We start from the raw sequence: 23,215 nt of genomic DNA on the forward strand, positions 1-23,215 counted from the left end.
GTTATGGTTAAACAGATATATGATTATCATTTTGAATAGCTCTTAATCCTGCTTCTATTTGTTTAATTATGTTTTCATTATCTGTAAGTTCACAGATTAGTTTTGCTTTATTAATAAGTTGTAATCCTTTTTCTTGCTCATCAGTGGCATAGAAGTAAAGTCCTTCTAAATAATATAACATAACTTTCCACACCATCATTGTTATATCTTCAGTTAATTCATATAATCTTTCGATAACTTTAGCTGCAAGAGAATATTGTTGAGTATAAATAAGTGAGAATAAATGATTTGTTAAAAGATGAGTTATATAAGTAAGGAATTCTGGATGATACTGATATTTTTCTATAGATTTCCATGCTGTAAGAAATAAACTTGTCTTTATTTCATTATTTTCAAAAAGAAAATGCATATTAGAAAATATTCTTAATTCTGATAATGTCCATGTTTCTATGTTGAATAAATAGTTTTGGATTTCTTGTTTTGCATGTAAGTAATGATTTGAGTGTTGATAATCCGTATCAGAATATATTGATTGTAGGATGAGCATTTGCCAATATGCTACTCGGCTAGCAGGATCCTGACTTTTTTTAGATTCTTCTTTAATAATATCATTTATGAGTTGGGCATAATGATCATCATTTTCAAACTTTTTTTCATTAATTTCTACCAAAGTCTGATTGATTAAATTTTCATGATAATGATTATGTATAAGTATGAATTCATCTATTGAAATCATTAATCGTTTTAATATGTTTAGCATAATTGAAAACTTAATATCATATAATCCTTTTTCAAAGTCAATAGAAAAAGATTTGCTTAATAATCCTGTATAAATTTCTTTTTGTTTAAATCCTTTATTTAATCTGATTTGACGAACTGTCAGTCCATATTTTTCCATAATTACACCTCGTAGATCATTTTATCATAATATAATTTTATAGTAAATTTGGTATGAGTATTCGGACTTTTTGATTAAAATAAGCAATTATAAGTTAAAGTAAATATATAAGGAGGAAAGTTTATGAAAAGTAAAAATGATGAAAAATGGAAGGTGAGTGAATTATCACCAGGACTTTGGGTCGTTGAAGTTAGAGAAATTGATGAAGAAAAAGGACAGGAAAGTTTAATGGATATGTTAGAGAAAGAGCTTGAATATATTGATGATACAATCGTCGACTATCAATTGAATCAATTATCAAAAGGTGTATGGATTATTAAGCTTGATGAAACAAGTCAAATAATTCAAAGAATCAAAGACAAACTTAGAAACATCTTTAAAAATGAATAATTACAATTAAAAAGAAGTTCTAAAAGTTGTTATGATATTTCTTGTATTGACTTTTTATCTTTATAGATTTATAATGACTAAAAATAGATATTTAGTCAAAAAAGAGGTGATGAAATGCCAAAGGTTTATTCTCAGAGTGAAAAAGATGATATTAAAGGCAGATTAAAAGAGGCGACAAGGCAAAGTTTATCAATGAATGGGATTAAAAAAACAACAGTTGATTCACTTGTAAAAGAAGTCAATATTCCTAAAGGAACATTTTATTTGTTTTATAAATCTAAAGAAATATTAGTATTTGAGGTCCTACTTGAGTTTCATGAAATCTTTGAAAAAGATATGAAAATAGCATTATCACAGTTGGATTTTCAACATATGGATGTTCATCAACTTACTGATTTTATTCTTGACTTCTTTCTAAAAGCCAAAGATAACCCTTTATTTCAAGCCTTAACATCTGGAGAATTAGAGTTACTTACAATGAAACTACCTCCAGATATAGTGAATGAACATTTTCAACATGATCAACAGATGTTAGAACAGATTTTGATGTATATTCCTCATCAGGAAGATATAGATATCAAGGCATTATCTGGAGCATTTCGAGATTTATTTATGTTTATGTTTTCGGATTGCTGTCAAGACGAGCAATCATTAAAGATGTTAATACAAGGTTTAGTCTTACAATTTTTAAAACAATAACTTGGTCATAGAACCAAGTTCATTTATATATTTATTTGACTAAATATATATAAACAGTCAAAAAAGGAGATAAATATGATAGAAGTCAAAGATTTACAATTCAGTTATAACAAGAATGAATTTATCAAAGAAATCAATTTTAAAGTAGAGAAAGGGATGATATTTGGTTTCTTGGGACCATCTGGTGCAGGAAAATCTACATTACAGAAAATATTAACAGGATTAATCACAAACTATAAAGGACATGCGATTGTGAATGGTGTGGAATGTAAACATCATACGAATATTTTTTACGAGAATATTGGTGTAGACTTTGAGTTTCCAACACTATATGAGAAACTAACCGCCAGAGAGAATCTTAAATTTTTTGCATCACTCTATACTCACCAGACGCGTTCTATAGATCAGTTGTTAGAATCTGTTGGATTACAAAATGATGCTGATAAAAAAGTCAGCGACTATTCTAAAGGAATGAAATCGAGATTGAATTTTATCAAAGCGTTAATTAATGATCCAGATATCCTCTTTTTAGATGAACCAACAAGTGGTTTAGATCCAACCAATAGTCGTATGATGAAAGACTTGATTCTATTAGAAAAAAACAAGGGTAAAATAATTATTTTAACAACCCATAACATGGAAGATGCGACAGAATTGTGTGATCAGGTTGCTTTTATCATTAATGGGCAAATATGTGCAATAGACAGTCCTCAAAATTTAATTTTATCTCATGGTGCCAAACAGGTGACTTACACATATGAAGATCATGGATTCAAAACAGCCAACTGTTTATTGCAGCAAATATCAGATGATCAAAGATTGCATCAACTCATGCAACAGAATAAGATTCTTTCTATTCATAGTAGCGAACCAACTTTAAATGATATCTTCATAGAATTAACGGGGAGAACTTTATTATGAGAATAATTCATTTGATAAAAGGAGATATTGTATTTCAAATCAAATATGGTTTTTATTTCCTCTATGTTGTTTTTACAGTTCTTTATGCTTTTGTTTTAGTCATTTTACCAGAGACTTGGCAGGAAACAGTTGCGAGTTTAATGATATATTCTGATCCTGCTGCAATGGGTTTATTCTTTATGGGAGCTATTGTCCTATTTGAAAAGAGTCAAAGAGTTCTCAATAGTTTAGCTGTTTCACCTATTCATATTTCAGAATATATTTTATCAAAAATCATTTCGCTTGCTTTGATTTCAGAAATAGTTGCTATGATATTAGCAGTTATCTCCCATCATCAAAATCTCATTATGGTTTTTATTGGAACATTATTATCTTCATTTATTTTTAGCCTATTAGGACTCATCGTATCGACAAAGATTCACAGTCTTAATCAGTTTATCTTATGGACAGTTCCAGTTGAAATCCTCTGTTTTGTTCCACCTCTTGCTTCTATTTTTATTGAAAATCAATATTTAATGGTCTATCCTATGACACATTGTTTATCACTTATCAATGGAAAAAGTCAGAATGATTTATTAAGTATATTGATTGTTGTGATTATGCTTGTTTGTTTATGGAAAATTGCTGTTTATATGACAAAGAAAATGTGGAAAAGCGTAGGAGGTGTTCATCTATGAAATCTCTCTTGATAAGTTTTCAACAATTATTATTTATGGTTAAAAAGGATAAAATGTTATTACTGATTTGCTTTGTACCTATATTGTGTGGTTTTATCTTTCGTTATGGAGTTCCAATATTCAATCAAATGTCTATACAATATTTTAAGATTGATTTTCATCAGTATTATTCTTTGATTGATACTTTTTATGGAATACTCATTTCTGATATGCTGTGTATTGTTTCTGCTTTAATCATCCTAGAAGAAAGAGACGATCATATAATCAATGGTTTATTTGTGACTCCATTAGGGAAGATAGGGTATTTAATTTCGAGGTTAGGAATACCAACATTGATGAGTTTCATTTTTACATGTATATTATTACCAATATTTCATATTTCATCTTTGCCATTTGATATGATGATTTTGATTTGTATATTGGGATGTATGCAAGGGCTGATTGTTTCTTTACTGGTTGTCAGTTTATCATCACATAAATTAGAAGGAATGGCAGTAGCAAAAATGGCTTCGCTAGAATCATTTGTTGTATTAATCCCTTATTTTATGCACAGTGCATATTCATATTTGTTTGCATGGGTTCCAACTTTTTGGATAGGAAAGGGATTAGTCAATGAACAAGTTTTCTTTATGCTTATGGGATTATTCATATCGGTTTTATGGATAGTGATACTTGTATTTGTGTTTAATCGAAAATTAGCATAAGGATATGCATATGTCTTTGAAGTTTAAAAATCTAGATAGCCAATAACTGTTTTAAGTATTATTATGGTTTGCTGATTGTGTTAAACAGTGAATATGGAAGATTTCGGAGTAAAATGATTATATATCTTGTTGATGTATCATTGTTTTGCTCCATTATTTTTTTTATTTTATAAATATATTAACACAAGAATAATAAATTAGAGATATATTTGGGTAAGTAGAATGATGATAATAACATGGAGAAAATAGGGACATAACGATAATTGCAGTAAAAAAAGGAGATAATGAAGTTATTATTCTTAAATATAACGATTTAGATATCCAAGGAATGGTATATGAAATTCGAGGGTAAAAAGTGGGGCTTGAGTCTAATTAAGCAATGTTATATAGATATGATATAAAGATTGAATCAATAGGTAAGAAAAATATAGAAAGATTCCTAGATAATTTTATGTTTAATTAACTAGAGAAGAAATAAATTTCGTGAGGTCACAATTTGCGACCTCGATGCAGATATTTGGTATGAAAGGGAGAAGTCGTCATTTGTTCATGTTTTCCATTAATATAATTTCAATATTATATACAAGAGTATGCCTATTTGAATAAATTTTGCGTCAGTTTCCTTTTTATAATTGTGCAAAAAATTGCTTATAGCATTTTCTTTGTTTGCTAATTGTGATATACTAAGAGTATGGAAATGTTTGGGGTTAGATAATGATACATGTATTTTATGTGCTTTGTTTTGCTCCCCTTGTTTTTAGAAGATTCACAGTGATAAATACAAATAATATTATAAATTGGAGGTAAAAAATGGATAAAGACAAAACAGCAATTGCATTGAAAAATAAAGAAAATCAAGAAGAATTTCTTCCGTCATATAATGACTTAGATATTCAAGGGATGATATATGAAATTCGTGGACAACAAGTTATGCTTGACTTTGATTTAGCGAAGTTGTATGGATATGAAGTTAAAAGACTTAATGAGCAAGTCAAAAGAAATAAAGAAAGATTTCCAGAAGATTTTATGTTTCCATTAACGCAAGATGAAATGCTTGAATTATCGAGGTCGCAATTTGCGACCTCGATACAGACATTTGGTATTAAAGGTGGAAGAACTTATAAAATTAATGCATTTACTGAACAAGGTGTTTATATGCTTGCGACTGTATTAAAAGGGGAAGTTGCAGTCCATCAGAGTTTAATGATTATGAGAACATTTAAAAAGATGAGACATTATATTAATGAAAACAGACAATTATTAGGTAGTACAGATCTATTGAACTCATTAATACAAGATAATATGAAGATTAAAGAAGAAATGTACAACGGTCATAAAGAACTAAAGACAGAAATTGATGGGATTAAAGAAAATATGGTCACTAAAAATGATATGAAGGCTTCTATGAATAAAGTATTAAATAGTTTTATTCCTAAAGAAGAATTGAAACAATTTGTTTTTAAGGATAGTCAGCCATTTGAAGCAAATGTTGCTTATATGGATATCTATAAAGAAGCAAAACATTCTATTTATATTGTAGATGATTATATTAATTGTCATACTTTATCTTTATTGTCTGCAAAGAAAAAGGAAGTTAATGTTATTGTTTTCTCAGATAATAAGGGAAGAGGTAGTGGAAAATTAAATCAATTAGAGTTTGATAACTTTAATAGAGAATATCCAACTTTGTCTATTAAGAAGAATAATCAAAGATGCCATGATAGATTTATCATTATAGATTATCAAACAGATACAGAAAAAATATATCATTGTGGAGCATCAAGTAAAGATGCTGGAAAGAAAGTTTGTTGTATAAGCCTACTTTCAACATCAGATATTATTTATTCAATTATTGATGAATTGTTAATGCATGATGATTATATATTTGAATAAATAGGAAGATAATGAAATATATGTATAATTGTTAAATTATTAATTTCATGGATATATAATTTATATTTAAATGAGGATACTCATAAAAAAAGAGAATTAACTCATATTTTCAAAGTATGAAAACGCTTGCTTTTTTAAGATGCGCATGATATCATAAATTTGTAAATTAAGTGTTGGACTGTTACTCATAAGAGGCATAACCAATTAAACAGCTGTTTTTGGTTTGCTTATTATGAGTTTTTTTGTGGAGGTCAAAATGTTTAATTTATTTAAGTCTAAAGTTGATAAAAATATCTATGCACCTGTAAAAGGAAAATGTATAGATATTACAGAAGTGAATGATATTGGTTTTGCATCTTTGAGTATGGGAGATGGTATTGCGATTATCCCTGATACTCATATCATTGCAGCACCATGTGATGGGACAGTGCAAATGATATTTAGGACAGGACATGCTTTTGGAATCAAAGCTGATAATGGATTTGAGATCTTAATTCATATTGGTATTGATACTGTGAATCTGGAAGGAAAAGGATTTAATGTTCTTAAAAAGGTCAATCAAAGAGTGAAGAAGGGTGAGCCTGTTGTGGAGGTTGATCTTGATTTTATTAAAGAAAATTATGATTCAACGACAATGATGATTGTGACAAATGGGAAAAATTTTCATAAAATTTGTCTTCATGAGAGTATTAATATTGGAGATGTTGTTTTTGAAGGGATAGATGAGTATGAAATTGATAAAAAAGATTAACAATAATTATGCTTTAGCACTTGATTCACAAGGAGAGCAAATTATTGTTGAAGGAAAAGGTATTGGGTTTCATAAAATGCCTTGTGAAATCACTGATTTATCAGAGGTTAAGCGTACATACTATAATACCAAAGAACAATATATAGATTTAATACATGAAGTCCCTGAAACTGTTTTAGAAGTCTGTGAAAAGATATTTGAACTTGCTTCAAGAATGATTGGTGATAAAATCAATCCTAATTTGACATTTATCCTTGCCGATCATATTCAGTTTAGTATTGAAAGATATGAAAAGAACATAGATATGAAAATGCCACTTTATTATGATATTGAATATCTATATCCAAAAGAGTCAAAGGTTGCTGAATATGCTCTTCAATTCATTTTAGAAGATCTACAGATTCCTTTGCCTGATACAGAGAAAACAGGCATTGCAATGAATATTATTAATAGTGAATTATATCAAAATGATAACAATTCTCATCATGAAGAATTGGTTGATTTATGTACATCTATAGTAGAAAGGTCAATGAATATGAAAATCAGAAGAGATAGTTTTCATTATTCAAGATTTGTAACACATCTTCATTATTTGTTAAGAAGAATGACTGAAGGTCAAACTATATCTACTGATAATATACGATTATATCAGATGGTCAGTATAGATTATCCAGAAGTGAAAAGATGTGTGGATATTATAGAAAGTGTTTTAAAAAAGAAAAATCTTTATATGAATGAAGAAGAAAAATTATATTTGATGATGCATGTCAATAGATTATGCACACGTGAGGACTGTAACCGTAAAGAGCATAACCCCACTCCCTAATGATAGAAAGATATCTATGTGGAATGGGGTTTTTATAATAACAACGAAAAAGGAGAGAAAAATGATGAACATTCAAGAAAAAGCGGGTCGTATATTAGAATTTGTTGGTGGAAAGGACAATGTCACATATGTGACATATTGTATGACAAGATTACGTATTACACCTAAAGATAAAGGACTGATTCAAGATGAAGACATTCAGAAAATGACAGGTATTGTTGGAACAAAAACAGTTGGAACACAATATCAAATTATTATTGGATCAGAAGTAGAAAATGTTTATAAAGAATTATGCCAAATTGCTGGCTTTGAAATTCATGAAGGAATTGATGAGATTGTGGATGATATATCTCAAAAGAAAGAGAAACTAACACCAAAATCTATTTTAAATAATGTACTAGATGTGATTGGCGGATGTGTGGCTCCTATGTTACCAATTATTACTGCGGCTGGTTTGGTGAAACTGATTGTTGCGGTATTAGGGCCATCTATGTTGAATATCATGAGTGAAACAAGTGATTTCATGCGCTTACTCACATTTGTAGGAGATGCGGGATTTTATTTCTTCCCCATTTATGTGGCTTATGCAGCAGCTAAGAAGTTTCAAACAAATATTCCTATGGCATTATTTATTGCTGGTGTGTTACTACATCCAACTTTAATAGAAATTGTCAATACTGGTGAAGCATTTACCGTTTATGGAATCCCTATGTATTTAACAACATATTCATCTAACTTTGTTTCTATGATTTTGATTGTGTGGATGATGTCTTATGTTGAAAAAGGTTTAAACAAAGTTATTCCAAATGCTTTAAGAGCATTACTCTTTCCCTTATTGACATTATTAATTATGTTACCAATTGCATTGTGTATATTAGGACCAATTGGAGCGATTTTAGGAAAAGGAATAGCAGATGGATTGGTAAGTTTACATACATTGGTAGGACCTTTCTCAATTGCTATTATTGCAGCTTGTTGGCCATTGTTAATTGTTACTGGAATGCATCAGGCTTTAATTGCAATTGCGTTAACATATATTGCAACAATGGGATTTGATAATAGTATCTTAGTCGGTGCATTTATTTCTAATTATCCTATGATTGCAATTGGTTTAACATATTTAATGAAATCTAAGGGAGCTGAAGAAAAAGGAAATGCCTTAACTTCATTTGTGACGCTTACAATTGGTGGAATTAGTGAACCGACTCTATTTGGTATTATATTGAGATATAAAAAGGCAATTTTGTATATGTTAGCAGGTGGTTTTGCAGGAGGATTTTATGCAGGTTTAATGAATGTAGCTGTTTACTTTGTAGGTTCAGGAAATATTGCAATTGCACTAGGCTTTGCAGGTGAGAACGCAAACAGTTTACCACAGGGAATTATTGCTTGTGTGATTGCATTTGTTTTGACACTTTCCTTAGCGATGATTTTTGGATTTGATGATAAAAAGGAGGGAAGAAACAATGATTCAGTTATTAGTACAAAGTGATGATTATGGAATTACGCCTGGTGTTTCAGCTGGAATTAGAGAAGGTATTCAAAACGGAATCATTAGAAATACTGGAATATTTATCAATATGCCTTGTTCCTATCAGGCGGCACAAGATATTAAAAATATGGATGTTTGTTTAGGAATAGATATTAATTATGTGTGTGGGAAACCAGTCAGTGATCCCAAACTTATTCCTCATCTCGTTGATGAAAATGGAGATTTTTATAAATCAACAGATATTTCTCAAAAACATAAAATAGTGTCTTATGAAAATCTTATCACAACATTTGAAATCGATCCTTATCCTTATCATGAAATCTACCTAGAGACAGAAAATCAAGTCAAAAGATTTATTGAGATTATAGGTCGTTTACCAGAGTATACCCATCCCCATTCATTATTGACACCAAATACATATAAAGCAGCGCAGAAAATTGCTCAAAAATATGGAATTTATCATTCAATGGATATGATGTTACACTATCCTTGTTTACCAACAACATTCATGGGTACAAAAGGAAGCAACTTACAAGATCAAATAGATATTGATATTACAAAGCATTTGCTTGAAGATGATTTACCTGTATTAAAAAACAATCAAACCTATTATTATATTGGACATTGTGGTTATATTGATTATCAGTTGTTTGAAGAAACAACATTAACATTAAGAAGAATAAAGGATTTACAAGCAATGCTTGATAAAGATATTATCTCTTATATTCATAATCATGATATAAAATTAATCACTTATAAGAATTTAAAATAAATGAAAAGAAGACATGAACTTATATGAAATTATATAATTATTATAGATAATAAGAAAAATGAGTTTATATGAGTAGAGGGATTATTTCTTTAGAAAGAATTACAAGTCAAATGACTCAGAACATAAAAATAAAAGAAAGAATTTCGCTGTTTTGTCTGATTATTTCTTTTACTACTTTTGCACCATAGAAAGAACTTTCGTAGGAGACTATGTGATTATGTTTTAGGCTATAATGATATCGTCACAAAGCAGAAGTCGTTTATTGAAATACATATGGCTTCAATAAAGAAAGTTCCAAGATAATTTTCTTGCATATTATAATATTGAAAGAGAAGAAAAGCAAAATGAGAATCATATCAAACAATTGTTCAGAAAAATATTCAGATAATTCAACATATTGGTTAGAACAATGCTCTTTTAAACAGTTAGATAAAGTATTTGATTTATCAGAATATAATCTATCAAGAATTTAAGAATTACATTTTGAACAATTGAAAATAAGTGACTAAGGAAAGCTCTTAAAATAAGAGATTTCCTTTTATTTTCCGTATATTCGCATATCATTATTCGTCATTTTGGACGTGTGAAAAAAGTGTAGAAATTTATCAAAATAGCATTGACGAATTATCTGAAAGCGGTTATATTAAATATGTAATACGAAATTACGTATAGTATTCGTAAATACGGATAAGAGGAGGAAAAGGAAATGGGGTTATCCGAAGCTGCAACTGAGAAGTTGCTCATTATTGCTGATAAAATCAGTAATCAAAAATATATGAGTGCTATCAAAAATGCGTTCTCAACATTAATGCCTGTCATTATTACTGGAGCATTTTGTACACTTGTTACAAATGTTATTTGTTCTACAACAACAGATGGAATTTCTTTGGCTAAAGTATCAGGATTTGCTTGGCTAGAAGTTTTATCACCTATCTTCAATGCTGCAAATTATGCAACATTAAACTTTTTTACAATTGGAGCAGTTGTCCTTATTGGGTTAGAACTTGGTAAGAAAAATGGTATTAATACATTTGCTCCAGCTGTTATCGCATTGTGTTCATATGTTGCTTGTTGTCCTACAACAATTGACTTTACACTAGAAAGTGGGGATATTATTCAAGTTGCAGATGTTTTTGGTAAGAACTATACTGCTGCAAGAGGATTATTCTTAGGTATGGTTATTGCTATGATATCTGTTGAATTCTTCTCATGGTTTGTTAAATCTGGAAAATTAAAAATTTCAATGCCAGATTCAGTACCAGGAAATGTTGCAACATCTTTCAACGTGTTATTTCCAGCTATGATCACTATTATTTTATGTTCAGCAGTTAATTTTGGTGTCACTCAACTGACTGGAATGACTTTATATGACATTATTTATACAATGTTACAAAAACCATTAGAAGCTGTTATGCAAGGCTTACCTGGATTATTGATTTTAATGTTAGTTGCTCAATTATTTTGGGTTATTGGTATTCATGGTAACCAAATTATTAAACCAGTTCGTGAACCATTGCTGAATGCTGCAATTATTGCTAACACTGATTTGGTTAACTCTGGAAATTTTGTACGAGGTGATTTAAATATTATCAATATGTCATTTTGGGATGTTTACATGTCTATGGGTGGTTCTGGTGTGACTATTGGTTTGGTTGTTGCAATTTTCTTATTCTCTAAACGTGAAGATTATCGAGGAATTGCCAAGCTCTCTCTTGCTCCTGGTATCTTTAATATTAATGAAACAATGACATTTGGTTTGCCAATTATGTTAAATCCTATTATGGCTATTCCATTTATTATTACACCATTAATTACTGGAGCAATTGCTTATTTCTTGACAGTTATAGGATTTGCTGATGTTTTGGTTTATGCTATTCCATGGACAACACCACCAATCTTAAGTGCCTGGTTAGCCACTGGTGGAAGTATGACAGCTGTCATTACTCAATTGCTTTGTATTGCTGTATCAATTTTGATTTACATTCCATTTGTTATGGCAGCAAATAAACAACAATTGAAAAATGCTGAAGCAGAATAAATATGACCACCCTAAGGGTGGTTTGTATTTATGTTTAGATAGACCTATGATATGATTATGTTATATATAAAGGATGTGATATTACCATGAAATTAAACAGAACATTATTAAGAGCTATTGATATTTTAGAACTTCTTTCAAAAAGTAAAGAGGGATATACTCTAGCTCAATTATCGTCTATGTTAGATTCTCCCAAATCAAGTATCTTCGATATTATGAAGACACTTGTTTACAAAAACATGGTTATTGAAGATAATCAGTCAGGTATAACAAAATATAAAATAGGTCTTCAATCTTTTTTAATTGGAAGCAGTTATTTAAATGATACAGATATCGTCAATATAGCTAAAAACGATTTAATTGATTTAGCAAATAGAATGCAGGCAACAACATTTATGTCAATATTAGATGATGATATGGTGACATATCTATATAAGTATGAATCAGAAAAAACAATCATCACGACTGCTAATATTGGAAGTCGCCGTTCTATTCATTCATCAGCACTTGGAAAAGTTATGGTTGCTTTTGGAACAGATGAAGATTTAAAGAGAGCTATTCAAAGAACAGATTTTGTTGCTTATACAGAATATACAATTACATCTGTTGAAAAGTATTTAGATCAACTTAAAGAAGTAAGAATAAAAGGATATGCTAAAAGTGATCGTGAAGATACATTACAGCAAGTTGCAGCAGCTGCACCAATCAGAAATCATGATGGTAAAGTCATTGCAGCAATCAGCTGTGTTGGTTTTTATGAGAGCCAAATTGATTTAGATGATTTAGGGTTAGTAGTTAAGGATGTTGCTGATAAAATTTCAGTAAAACTTGGTTACACTCTTGGGTAAAAGGGGTATAAAAATATGAAAATGACGTTTCGTTGGTATGGCGAAGATGATTCAGTGACTTTAGAGAATATTAAACAGATTCCTAATGTGACAGGAGTTGTTAGTGCTATTTATGATATACCTGTTGGTGAAGTTTGGCCAATAGAGAGAATACAGGAACTAAAAAAAGTTATTCATAATGCTGGATTGGAATTAGAAGTGATTGAAAGCGTACCAGTTCATGAGGATATAAAATTAAAAAGAAATGATTATCAAAGATATATTGATAATTATAAAGAAACAATTAGAAATTTAGCAAAGTGTGGAATCAAATGTATTTGTTATAATTTTATGCCAGTTTTTGATTGGACAAGATCATCAATAGATCACCAATTAGCTGATGGTTCATATGCTTTGGTTTATTATAAAGAAGAAGTAGATCAACTTGATCCAACAAAACTAAGTTTACCAGGGTGGGATGCATCTTATTCTGTTGAAGAGGTTAGTGAATTGATAGAGGCCTATAAAATTCAAGGAGAAGAAGGGCTATGGGAAAATTTACAATATTTTATTGAAGAAATTTTGCCAGTTGCAAGTGCTTGTGATGTTAATATGGCCATTCACCCAGATGATCCACCATGGTCAATTTTTGGAATACCAAGAATTATTACAAATGAAAAAAATCTAGATAGATTTCTCAATTTATATGATGATATTCATCATGGTCTCACATTATGTAGTGGCTCATTAGGGTGTGCTACGTTCAATGATATGCCAAAATTAATTAGAAAATATGGAGCAATGAAAAGAATTCACTTTGCACATGTCAGAAATGTGAAATTATTGGCAGATGGTTCTTTTGAAGAAAGCGCTCATTATTCAAGTTGTGGATCACTTGATATGGTTGAATTAATGAAAGCATATATAGAAACTGGTTTTGAAGGTTATATAAGACCAGATCATGGACGGATGATTTGGGGAGAAAAAGGAAAACCAGGTTATGGTTTATATGATCGTGCACTTGGAGCTATGTACTTAGGTGGGATTATTGATGCTTTGAAAGGAAAATAAGATGAAAAGAAGAATAAAGTTACCTGATGATTTTTTCTTAGGGGCTGCTGCCAGTGCTTGGCAGACTGAAGGTTGGACAGGAAAAAAAGAACATCAAGATTCATATATAGATTTATGGTATAAAGAAAATAAAGATGTATGGCACAACGGTTATGGGCCAGCAATTGCTACGGATTATTATCATCGTTATCAGGAAGATATTGGTTATATGAAAGAGATTGGCATGAATTGTTATCGAACATCACTCAATTGGTCAAGATTTTTAATTGATTATGAGAATGTGATTGTTGATGAAGATTATGCTGCTTATTATGATGCTATGTTAGATGAATTGATTGCTCAAGGGATAGAACCAATGGTATGTTTAGAACATTATGAAATACCAGGTGAATTATTCAAAAAGTATGATGGATTTGCCAGCAAACATGTGGTTGACTTATTTGTAAGATATGCTGAAAAAGCATTTCAAAGATTTGGACATAAAGTGAAGTATTGGTTTGCTTTTAATGAACCTGTGGTTGTTCAAACAAGAATTCATTTAGATGCTTTACGTTATCCATTTTATCAGGATAGTAAAGCATGGATGCAGTGGAATTATAACAAGGCTCTTGCCACAAATATGATTATGAAAGTTTATAAGGAAGGTGGTTATCGCATTGATGGTGGCAAGTTTGGGACAATTGTCAATGTAGAAACAGCTTATCCTAGAGGTAATAGTCCTAGAGATTTAGAGGCGGCTGATAAATACGATTTATTCTATAACCGTGTATTCTTAGATCCTGCCATTTTAGGACATTACGAAGAAGGATTCTTTGATTTACTCAATCAACATGATATTTTAATGGATTATACGACAGAAGAGTTAGAAATTATCCAAAACAATACAGTGGATTGGGTTGGTATTAACTTATATCATCCAAATCGTGTCAAGGAACGTACAACAGCGATTCATCCCGATGCGCCTTTCCATCCAGATTTCTACTATGAAGATTTTAATATGCCAGGAAAGAAGATGAATCCTCATCGTGGCTGGGAAATCTATCCAAAAATCATGTATGATATGGCAATGCGTATGAAAAATCATTACAATAACTTTGAATGGTTTATTGCTGAAAGTGGCATGGGTGTGGAAAATGAAAAGCAGTATAAAGATGAAACAGGTATGATTCAAGATAATTATCGTATTGAATTTATCAAGATGCATTTAGATTGGTTATTAAGAGGTATTCAAGAAGGTTCAAATTGTAAAGGTTATATGTTATGGGCATTTACAGATAATGTTTCTCCAATGAATGCTTTTAAAAATCGTTATGGATTAGTTGAAATAGATTTAGAAGATAACCGTAACAGACATCTTAAAAAATCAGCTTACTTTTATCAAAATATGATTCAAACAAGAGAATTTGAAATAGAGGATGAAGAGAACATTTATAAATAAAGAAGGAGGTTAGAGCATTGAAAAGCCAGGAATTAAGAAAGATAGCACCTGAATTAGATCCATTAAGAATTGGAACAGGTTGGAAAGTAGAAGAATTAGAAAAAATGCAAATTTTTATTGGAAGTACCTATGGGGATTCTCACCCAGGAAGTGTGCATCTTAATGAATTGGTAGGGTATGTTGAAGAAAGTCTTCAAGCAGTCAATGCCAAAGGTGCAAAATATTATACAACCGATATTTGTGATGGAGAAGCTCAAGGTCATGATGGGATTAATTATTCATTATGTTCAAGAGAAATGATGACCAATATGATTGAAATTCAGTATTGTGCGACACCATTTGATGGCTGTGTCTTTTTATCAAGTTGTGATAAAGCTGTACCCGCTCATTTAAAAGCAATTGCGAGATTGAATGCACCAGCTATTATGATTCCTGGTGGTGTCATGAATGCAGGACCAGATTTATTAACATTAGAACAGATTGGTAAATATTCTGCTCAATATCAGCGTGGTGAGATTACTTTAGATGAGTTTAATTATTATAAACACAATGCTTGCCCAAGTTGTGGAGCCTGCAGTTTTATTGGGACAGCAACCACAATGCAAATCATGGCTGAAGCACTTGGTTTGGCATTGCCAGGTTCATCTTTACTTCCAGCAACAAGTGAAGCATTAAAAGATGTTGCGAAAAACATCGGTGAGCATATGAAATTCTTGGTTGAAAAAGATATTAAACCTTCTGATATTTTAACAAAAGATGCTTTTGAAAATGCAATTATGGTTCATGCTGCCATTGCTGGATCAACAAATGCATTATTGCATTTGCCAGCAATTGCACATGAAGCAGGAATTGAATTAACAGGTGATGATTTTGATCGAATTCATCGTAAAATTCCATATATACTTAATTTAAGACCGAGTGGTTTCTATCCTGCTCAATATTATTACTATGCAGGAGGAACACCTGCCATCATGGAAGCAATCAAAGAACATTTGCACCTTGATGTGATGACTGTCACTGGAAAAACATTAGGTGAAAACTTAAAAGAGTTAAAATGCAATGGCTATTATGAAAAATGTTATGCTTTCTTAAAAGATATTCATGTGAAAAGAGAAGATATTATTTATCCTATCACACAACCTTTAAATGAAGAAGGTGCAATTGCCATATTAAAAGGAAACTTAGCTCCTGAAGGTGCAGTTGTCAAACATTCTGCAGTTCCTAGAGAAATGCATGAAGTCGTTTTATCAGCTCGTGTGTTTGATTGTGAAGAAGATGCTATTGATGCTATTTTAAAACATTATATTCATCCTGGGGAAGCTGTATTTATTCGTTATGAAGGACCTAAAGGAAGTGGAATGCCTGAAATGTTCTATACAACGGAAGCTATTTCTAGTGATCCTAAATTATCTGCTTCTATTGCTTTATTAACTGATGGACGTTTTTCAGGAGCAAGTAAAGGACCAGCGATTGGACATATATCACCAGAAGCTGCCAGTGGTGGCCCAATTGCACTTGTTGAAGATGGTGATTTGATTGAAATTAGCGTGAAAAATCGTTCTTTAAATATTGTTGGTATTCATGGAAAGAGAACACCATTGGATTTGATTGATAAAATTTTAAAAGAAAGAAAAACCAAATGGCAACCTAAAACACCTAAATATCAAAAAGGTGTATTGGCACTTTATACAGAGCATGCAGTTTCACCAATGAAAGGTGGGTATATGAAATAATGGCAACAAAGAAACAAAAGAAAGGTCAAATGGATGGCTTAACAGAACGTCAAAAACATATCGTTGAATTACGTGAAAAGTTAAATAAACCTGATCCTAATGCTATTCGTGTATTTACACTATATAAAATCATTACCTATATATTTAATATTTTGTTTCCTCCCTATGCCTTGTATCGTATATGGAACAAAAATTCAGAATTTAATAAAAATGAAAAAGGGATACAAACAGCTGTCTGTATTATTTATATGATTGTCTTATTTACATTATTAACAGGAGGAATGTCATCATGAAAAAATCAGAAACAATTATGGAATTAAAAAAACAAGGTGTTGTTGCTGTGGTTAGAGGTCACAGTTTATCAGAAGGAATTGAAATTTCTAAAGCTTGTATTAAAGGTGGATTAAAAGCTATTGAAATGGCTTATACAAATACCAGTGCTTCTGAAATTATCAAACAGCTTTGTGAAATCTATAAAGAAGATCAGGAAGTGTGTATTGGAGCTGGGACTGTTTTAGATGCACCAACAGCCAGAATGGCTATTCTTGCAGGTGCAAAATATATCGTTTCTCCTTCGTTTGATAAAGAGACAGCTATTCTTTGTAATCGTTATGGTATTCCGTATATTCCTGGATGTATGACAATTAAAGAAATTGTCACAGCAATGGAAGCAGGTAGTGAAATCATTAAATTATTCCCTGGCAGTGCCTTTGGACCTGGATATATAGGGGCTATTCGCTCTCCTTTGCCACAAGTTTCTTTAATGGTGACTGGTGGTGTCAATTTAGACAATGTTCAGGATTGGTTTAAGGCTGGTGTTGATGCAATTGGTGTTGGTGGCGAATTAAATAAACTGGGGGCTCAAGGAAAGTTTGATGAAGTCACTGAAATAGCAAGTCAGTATGTTAGTCGTACAAGAGAGGCGAAATAACCATGAGAGTGTTATGTATGGGAGAAACTTTACTGCGATATTCAACACATAAAGGACATCGCTTTAGTGAACTTGATTTCCAAGTTCATATTGGTGGAAGTGAAACAAATATTGCTGTAAGTTTAGCACAGTATGGCTTTGATACAACATTATTAACCAAATTACCGAATCACGCATTAGGAGATGCAATCATTTCATATTTAAAAAAGTATGATGTTGATACAACACAGATTTTAAGAAATGATATGAGAATTGGCAGTTACTTTTTAGAAAATGGCAGTGGCAATCGTACAAGTCAGGTCATTTATGATCGTAAGTATAGTGCCATGACATCATTTTGTTTGGATGACATTGACATGGAAGACCTTTTTAAGGATATTGATATTTTTGTTGTATCTGGTATAACAGTAGCATTAAATGAGACAGTGCGTCAGGCTGTGCTGAAAATGCTTGAATATTGCCGAGGAAATAATAAATGTGTCGTTTATGACAGTAATTATCGTGCCAAAATGTGGACAATTGAGGAAGCTGGACAAGCTTTCAAACAAATCTTACCTTATGTGACTATTTTATCAGCAGGACATTTAGATGCACAAAATTTTCTTGGATTAACAAGTTCTAAAGAGACTTTTGAAAAACAATTAGCAGATTATTACCAACAAATAAAAAAGATGTATCCAAATATTCAATATATCACATGTACAAAAAGAGATATCCTTTCAACAAGTGTGAATGATTTAACAGGTTATTTATATGATAATTGTTTACATATTTCTCAAACTTATCATATTGATGACATTGTTGATCGTGTAGGTGGAGGAGATGCTTATCTTTCAGGGGTTCTTTATGGATTATTGAATCAGAAAGATATTAATTATAGTTTGGAATTTGGATGTTGTGCTTCAGTATTAAAACATACAATTCATGGCGATGCCAATACGTTTCATATTGCTGAAATTGAATCATTTATGGAAGCAGGAACATCAAGAATTAACAGATAAAGGAGAGAAGTTATGGGATTTCCTAAAGATTTTTTATGGGGTGGAGCGATTGCTGCTAATCAGGCTGAAGGTGCTTATCTTGAAGATGGCAAAGGTTTAACAACTGTTGATATGATTCCTCATGGTGAAAAGAGAATGTTTGTAAAACTGGGAGATATGTATCCAGTTGAAGAAATACCTGGTGAAAATTATCCGAGTCATGAAGCGATTGACTTCTACCATCATTATAAAGAAGATATTGCTTTATTTGCTGAAATGGGATTTAAAACATTCAGAACATCTATTGCATGGGCAAGAATATTTCCAAATGGTGATGAATCAAAGCCTAATGAAGCAGGAATTGCTTTTTATACTGACATGTTTAAAGAATGTCAAAAGTATGGTATTGAACCGTTAGTTACATTATGTCATTTTGATGTCCCAATGGGTTTAGTTAGAAAATATGATTCATGGAAAAGTCGTGAAATGATTGACTGTTTTACGAAATATGCGAAAGTCTGTTTCGAAAGATTCGATGGATTAGTCAAATATTGGTTAACATTTAATGAAATTAATATTTTATTACATTCACCTTTTTCAGGGGCGGGAATTAGTTTTCAGCCAGGTGAAAATCGTGAACAAGTCAAATATCAAGCTGCTCACCATGAATTAGTAGCAAGTGCTTTGGCTACAAAAATAGCACATGAAATCAATCCAAATAATAAAGTGGGATGTATGTTAGCAGGTGGACAATTCTATCCATATAGTTGTGATCCTAATGATGTTTGGTTAGCAATGAATAAGGATAGAGAAAACCTAATGTTTATAGATGTTCAAGCAAGAGGATATTATCCAAGTTATTCACAAAGAGTATTCAAGGAAAAAGATATTCATTTGGATATTCATGATGGTGATTTAGAAATTTTAAAACAATATCCTGTAGATTTTATTTCATTTAGTTATTATCAGTCACGTTGTGCCAGTGCAAATCCAAAAATGGGAATGACAGATGGGAATGTTGTCAAGTCTGTTAAAAATCCTTACTTACAAACATCTGATTGGGGATGGCAAATTGATCCTTTAGGACTAAGAATTACTTTAAATGCTTTATATGATCGTTATCAAAAACCATTGTTTATTGTTGAAAATGGATTGGGTGCTAAAGATGAAATTGCAGAGGATGGTTCAATTAGTGATGATTATCGTATTGATTATTTAAGAGAACATATCAAAGCAATGAAAGATGCGATTGAAGATGGTGTCGATTTGATGGGTTATACAACTTGGGGTTGTATAGATTTAGTAGCAGCCAGTACAGGTGAAATGAGTAAGCGTTATGGTTTTATTTATGTTGATAAAGATGATCAAGGACAAGGGACATTGGAAAGAAGAAAGAAAAAATCATTTGACTGGTATAAAAAAGTTATTGAAAGCAATGGAGAAAAACTCTCATTTTAAAAGAAGAATAATAATATTTTGAAGATGAAATAATTATAAGTAGATATCTAATAATTGTTTTATCTTTTTTGTATTGTTAAAAAATCTTTGTTTTTAAAAGAAGAAAGTATGTTAAGTTTATTTCTTGGCATTTCTTTTTTTCATAGATTTTAGTATAATTAAAAAAGAGGTGAGGATCATGGATGATTTCTATCGTAAAGAGAATATAGAAGTATTTAAGAAATGGGTATATTTTCAAGTCCTTAATGATCCTCGTTTAACACTTGAAGAATACGATGAAAGAACATATAAAATCTTTTATCAGCAAAAGGTAGCAAGGCTTGTGATATGGCCAATTGGTATTGTTGAAGAAGCTATCAAGGAAGATGAGAAATTATTGTTTTATTTACATTATCAATTTTCTAATTTTCATTTTGCTAAAGACTTATTTTATAGAATGATTGATAAACTTACTGAAGATAATCAAGTTAAGGAAAAGAAGATATTACTTTGTTGTACAGGGGGAATGACAACAGGATTTTTTGCTGAGAAAATGAATACATTTTGTGAATTGAATAAATTGCCTTATATTATTAAAGCATCACCAGCATATCATTTAGATGATGTTTATCATGACTATGATATCATTTTAGTTGCTCCACAACTACGTTATAAAGTGATTCAATTGGCACAACAATACAAGCCTATTATTGTGAAAAGTATTAATCCAATCACTTTTGCAACTTATGATTGTCAGGCATTATTAGACCAAATAGAAGAGTGTTATCAAAGTGAGGTGAAAGTATGAGCGAAAAAGAAAAGATGCTTGATGGGCATCTCTATCAACCTTATAGTAGTGAACTCTATAAAGATAGAGAGTTTTGTCAAGGTATGTTATATGAATATAATCGTTTAAGTCCTTTACATAGAGATGAAAGAGATTTGATTCTTAAGAAACTCTTAAAATGTAAAGGTGAATTATGTATTGAACAGCCTTTTCATTGTAGTTATGGATATAATATTGAAATTGGTTTGAATTTCTATAGTGATATCAATCTAACAATATTAGATAAGGCAAAAGTATCTATAGGTGATAATGTTATACTGGGACCTAATGTGCAGATTTATACTGCTGCTCATCCATATAATGAAGTTCAAAGAATAAAAGGTTTAGAATATGCAAAACCAGTCACTATTTATGATAATGTATGGATTGGTGGAAATGTGACCATTTTACTAGGAGTTAAAATTAATCAAGGTGCAATTATAGGGGCTGGGAGTGTTGTAACCCATGATATTCCCCCTTATGTTATTGCAGCTGGTAACCCTTGTGAAGTGATTAGATCTATTACACAGGAAGATGTACATAAAAAATGGTAAAAGAAAAATGGCTATTCGGCCATTTTTTTGATATCTGAGAAATTAATTAATTCAATATTATGATCAACTACAAATTGTTTTAATTCAGGTGAAAGAATTAATTCCAGTTCTTTCATACGAGGTAAACAATAACTTGTCATATCATAAAGTCTTTGATCAACATATGCTGGGTGACACATGAATTCTAATATTTCATCATCTACACTATATGCTTTTGTTACAAAGTCATAATTAGCATCATCTCCATACATACGATCATCACAACGTGCATATTCATAAGTATCTAAGACTTGTTCTCTTTGACGCATTGGTAAATCATACTCTTTTGCAAGTCTTTTTGCGACTTCTACATGCCATGGTAATAAATGAACATGGTGATGAGAATCAATGTGAGTTGGTTTATGTCCTGCGACTTCGATGTATTTTTCCATTTGAGCTTTCCATTCTACATAAAGTTCTTCAGGATCAGCATGTGGTTGTTTGTCTGGATAGTCTTTAGGTCTAATGAAGTTACCATCTTTATCAGTATAAGACTTAGCACCTTCTACTAAAGGTCTACCAACAGTTAATACAAAGTGTATTCCTACGCCTAATTTAGGAAATTTTTTAGCTTCCTTTAGTGCAAACTCAGCATAGGGCATATTCATCATACATGTTGTAGAAGTTAAAATACCTTGCGCATGAGCCATTAAAATTCCAATTGAATTTCCTTGAGTCATTCCAAAATCATCAGCATTCATAATGAGCTTTTTAATCATTTTTATATCCTCCCGTAATCTACGTATCTATTATATAAAGAAAAGAGAGAAAAGGGAAATTATTTTCATAATCTAAAAAAGAATTTATTATATTATAGGATTTTATAAACATTTGTTACCTATTTATTTCCAATTGTACTGTTTTTAAGTGTATTCTTTCATAAAAAATGAGACAAAATAAATTTTGCCCCATTTTACTTTTAATTATTTAAAGCACTATAAATGAATTCATACTAAGCTATTTTTTCACATCAAACATACAAACACTTACATGAAAGATTAATCTGTATGTTCAAAATAAACAAATTCATGACCACGAAAATGATATACACTTGAAATCCATTTGCCATCAACTTTATAAATCATCAATAGCGATTTGTCTGATTCAGAAACGAATATACAATCACCAATTTTAACATAATCAATCCCTTCTTTGTTGTTCATGAAGTTTCTTCCTATCTTTAATATAACTCATATTATTTATAAATTAATAAATTCAATTAGTTTTTTTACTGGCTAATATTTATAAAAAATGATTGAAAGTTACAAATAATTTCAAATTATAATAAAATCAATATTTATATTCTCAAAATAAATAA

Annotated in this window: 24 protein-coding genes; 21 read left to right on the top strand and 3 right to left on the bottom strand. The window is 30.8% G+C overall.

Annotated elements, in window-relative coordinates; genetic code table 11:
• Positions 1-7 precede the first annotated feature (7 nt).
• The gene (locus AC5M21_RS02370) at positions 8-898 is read right to left on the bottom strand and encodes an Rgg family transcriptional regulator (protein WP_008787236.1); all 891 of its coding nucleotides are present in this window, start codon (positions 896-898) and stop codon (positions 8-10) included.
• A 123-nt stretch (positions 899-1,021) separates the two neighbouring features.
• On the opposite strand from AC5M21_RS02370, the gene AC5M21_RS02375 reads away from it, so the two are divergent.
• From AC5M21_RS02375 to AC5M21_RS02475, 21 genes are all read left to right on the top strand, one after another.
• The gene (locus tag AC5M21_RS02375) at positions 1,022-1,288 is read left to right on the top strand and encodes a hypothetical protein (protein WP_008787237.1); all 267 of its coding nucleotides are present in this window, start codon (positions 1,022-1,024) and stop codon (positions 1,286-1,288) included.
• Between the two features lie 114 nt (positions 1,289-1,402).
• Positions 1,403-1,987, top strand: coding sequence for a TetR/AcrR family transcriptional regulator (locus AC5M21_RS02380; protein WP_008787238.1), 585 nt, complete (start codon positions 1,403-1,405; stop codon positions 1,985-1,987).
• Positions 1,988-2,062: 75 nt separating this feature from the next.
• A complete protein-coding gene (locus AC5M21_RS02385) occupies positions 2,063-2,908 on the top strand; it encodes an ABC transporter ATP-binding protein (protein WP_017143946.1) in 846 nt (281 codons plus the stop codon).
• Positions 2,905-3,585: a fluoroquinolone export ABC transporter permease subunit gene (locus AC5M21_RS02390; protein WP_008787241.1), complete on the top strand. Its 681-nt coding sequence runs from the start codon at positions 2,905-2,907 to the stop codon at positions 3,583-3,585. The genes AC5M21_RS02385 and AC5M21_RS02390 overlap by 4 nt, the downstream gene beginning before the upstream one ends.
• The gene (locus AC5M21_RS02395) at positions 3,582-4,289 is read left to right on the top strand and encodes an Rv2686c family ABC transporter permease subunit (RefSeq protein WP_008787242.1); all 708 of its coding nucleotides are present in this window, start codon (positions 3,582-3,584) and stop codon (positions 4,287-4,289) included. The genes AC5M21_RS02390 and AC5M21_RS02395 overlap by 4 nt, the downstream gene beginning before the upstream one ends.
• Before the next feature lie 810 nt (positions 4,290-5,099).
• Positions 5,100-6,182: an ORF6N domain-containing protein gene (locus AC5M21_RS02400; protein ID WP_008787243.1), complete on the top strand. Its 1,083-nt coding sequence runs from the start codon at positions 5,100-5,102 to the stop codon at positions 6,180-6,182.
• Between the two features lie 256 nt (positions 6,183-6,438).
• Positions 6,439-6,933 (top strand): PTS sugar transporter subunit IIA, encoded by a 495-nt coding sequence (locus AC5M21_RS02405; RefSeq protein ID WP_008787244.1) that lies wholly within the window; start codon positions 6,439-6,441, stop codon positions 6,931-6,933.
• On the top strand, positions 6,911-7,759 hold the full coding sequence (locus AC5M21_RS02410) for a PRD domain-containing protein (RefSeq protein ID WP_044927310.1): 849 nt from the start codon (positions 6,911-6,913) through the stop codon (positions 7,757-7,759). The genes AC5M21_RS02405 and AC5M21_RS02410 overlap by 23 nt, the downstream gene beginning before the upstream one ends.
• A 64-nt stretch (positions 7,760-7,823) precedes the next feature.
• The gene (locus tag AC5M21_RS02415) at positions 7,824-9,251 is read left to right on the top strand and encodes a PTS transporter subunit EIIC (protein WP_236916417.1); all 1,428 of its coding nucleotides are present in this window, start codon (positions 7,824-7,826) and stop codon (positions 9,249-9,251) included.
• Positions 9,226-10,023: a ChbG/HpnK family deacetylase gene (locus tag AC5M21_RS02420; protein WP_117768931.1), complete on the top strand. Its 798-nt coding sequence runs from the start codon at positions 9,226-9,228 to the stop codon at positions 10,021-10,023. The genes AC5M21_RS02415 and AC5M21_RS02420 overlap by 26 nt, the downstream gene beginning before the upstream one ends.
• Positions 10,024-10,729: 706 nt before the next feature.
• Entirely contained in the window at positions 10,730-12,061 is a 1,332-nt protein-coding gene (locus tag AC5M21_RS02425; protein ID WP_008787248.1) for a PTS sugar transporter subunit IIC, read from the top strand.
• A gap of 86 nt (positions 12,062-12,147) precedes the next feature.
• The gene (locus AC5M21_RS02430) at positions 12,148-12,909 is read left to right on the top strand and encodes an IclR family transcriptional regulator (protein WP_008787249.1); all 762 of its coding nucleotides are present in this window, start codon (positions 12,148-12,150) and stop codon (positions 12,907-12,909) included.
• A gap of 15 nt (positions 12,910-12,924) precedes the next feature.
• The gene (gene uxuA / locus AC5M21_RS02435; RefSeq protein WP_008787250.1) at positions 12,925-13,959 is read left to right on the top strand and encodes a mannonate dehydratase; all 1,035 of its coding nucleotides are present in this window, start codon (positions 12,925-12,927) and stop codon (positions 13,957-13,959) included.
• Between the two features lies 1 nt (position 13,960).
• Positions 13,961-15,397, top strand: coding sequence for a glycoside hydrolase family 1 protein (locus AC5M21_RS02440; RefSeq protein ID WP_008787251.1), 1,437 nt, complete (start codon positions 13,961-13,963; stop codon positions 15,395-15,397).
• A gap of 17 nt (positions 15,398-15,414) precedes the next feature.
• Positions 15,415-17,130 (top strand): dihydroxy-acid dehydratase, encoded by a 1,716-nt coding sequence (gene ilvD / locus AC5M21_RS02445; protein ID WP_008787252.1) that lies wholly within the window; start codon positions 15,415-15,417, stop codon positions 17,128-17,130.
• Entirely contained in the window at positions 17,130-17,423 is a 294-nt protein-coding gene (locus AC5M21_RS02450; RefSeq protein WP_008787253.1) for a hypothetical protein, read from the top strand. The genes ilvD and AC5M21_RS02450 overlap by 1 nt, the downstream gene beginning before the upstream one ends.
• Positions 17,420-18,061 carry a bifunctional 4-hydroxy-2-oxoglutarate aldolase/2-dehydro-3-deoxy-phosphogluconate aldolase gene (locus AC5M21_RS02455; RefSeq protein WP_008787254.1) on the top strand — a complete coding sequence of 214 codons (642 nt, stop codon included), beginning with the start codon at positions 17,420-17,422 and terminating at the stop codon, positions 18,059-18,061. Before AC5M21_RS02450 ends, AC5M21_RS02455 begins: the two co-directional genes overlap by 4 nt.
• A gap of 17 nt (positions 18,062-18,078) precedes the next feature.
• The gene (locus tag AC5M21_RS02460) at positions 18,079-19,062 is read left to right on the top strand and encodes a sugar kinase (RefSeq protein WP_237713646.1); all 984 of its coding nucleotides are present in this window, start codon (positions 18,079-18,081) and stop codon (positions 19,060-19,062) included.
• 12 nt (positions 19,063-19,074) lie between these two features.
• Positions 19,075-20,499, top strand: a complete 1,425-nt coding sequence (gene ascB / locus AC5M21_RS02465; protein ID WP_117598749.1) for a 6-phospho-beta-glucosidase — start codon at positions 19,075-19,077, stop codon at positions 20,497-20,499.
• A 178-nt stretch (positions 20,500-20,677) separates the two neighbouring features.
• On the top strand, positions 20,678-21,286 hold the full coding sequence (locus AC5M21_RS02470; protein ID WP_008787257.1) for a PTS sugar transporter subunit IIB: 609 nt from the start codon (positions 20,678-20,680) through the stop codon (positions 21,284-21,286).
• A complete protein-coding gene (locus AC5M21_RS02475; protein ID WP_008787258.1) occupies positions 21,283-21,858 on the top strand; it encodes a sugar O-acetyltransferase in 576 nt (191 codons plus the stop codon). The genes AC5M21_RS02470 and AC5M21_RS02475 overlap by 4 nt, the downstream gene beginning before the upstream one ends.
• A gap of 11 nt (positions 21,859-21,869) precedes the next feature.
• Here the strand turns inward: AC5M21_RS02475 and chbG are convergent, their stop codons facing one another.
• Together chbG and AC5M21_RS02485 are read right to left on the bottom strand one after the other, a co-directional pair.
• Positions 21,870-22,616, bottom strand: a complete 747-nt coding sequence (gene chbG / locus AC5M21_RS02480) for a chitin disaccharide deacetylase (RefSeq protein WP_008787259.1) — start codon at positions 22,614-22,616, stop codon at positions 21,870-21,872.
• A gap of 279 nt (positions 22,617-22,895) precedes the next feature.
• Positions 22,896-23,060 (bottom strand): hypothetical protein, encoded by a 165-nt coding sequence (locus tag AC5M21_RS02485; protein ID WP_008787260.1) that lies wholly within the window; start codon positions 23,058-23,060, stop codon positions 22,896-22,898.
• Positions 23,061-23,215: the final 155 nt, after the last annotated feature.

It is taken from the genome of Coprobacillus sp. (genome assembly GCF_984815275.1).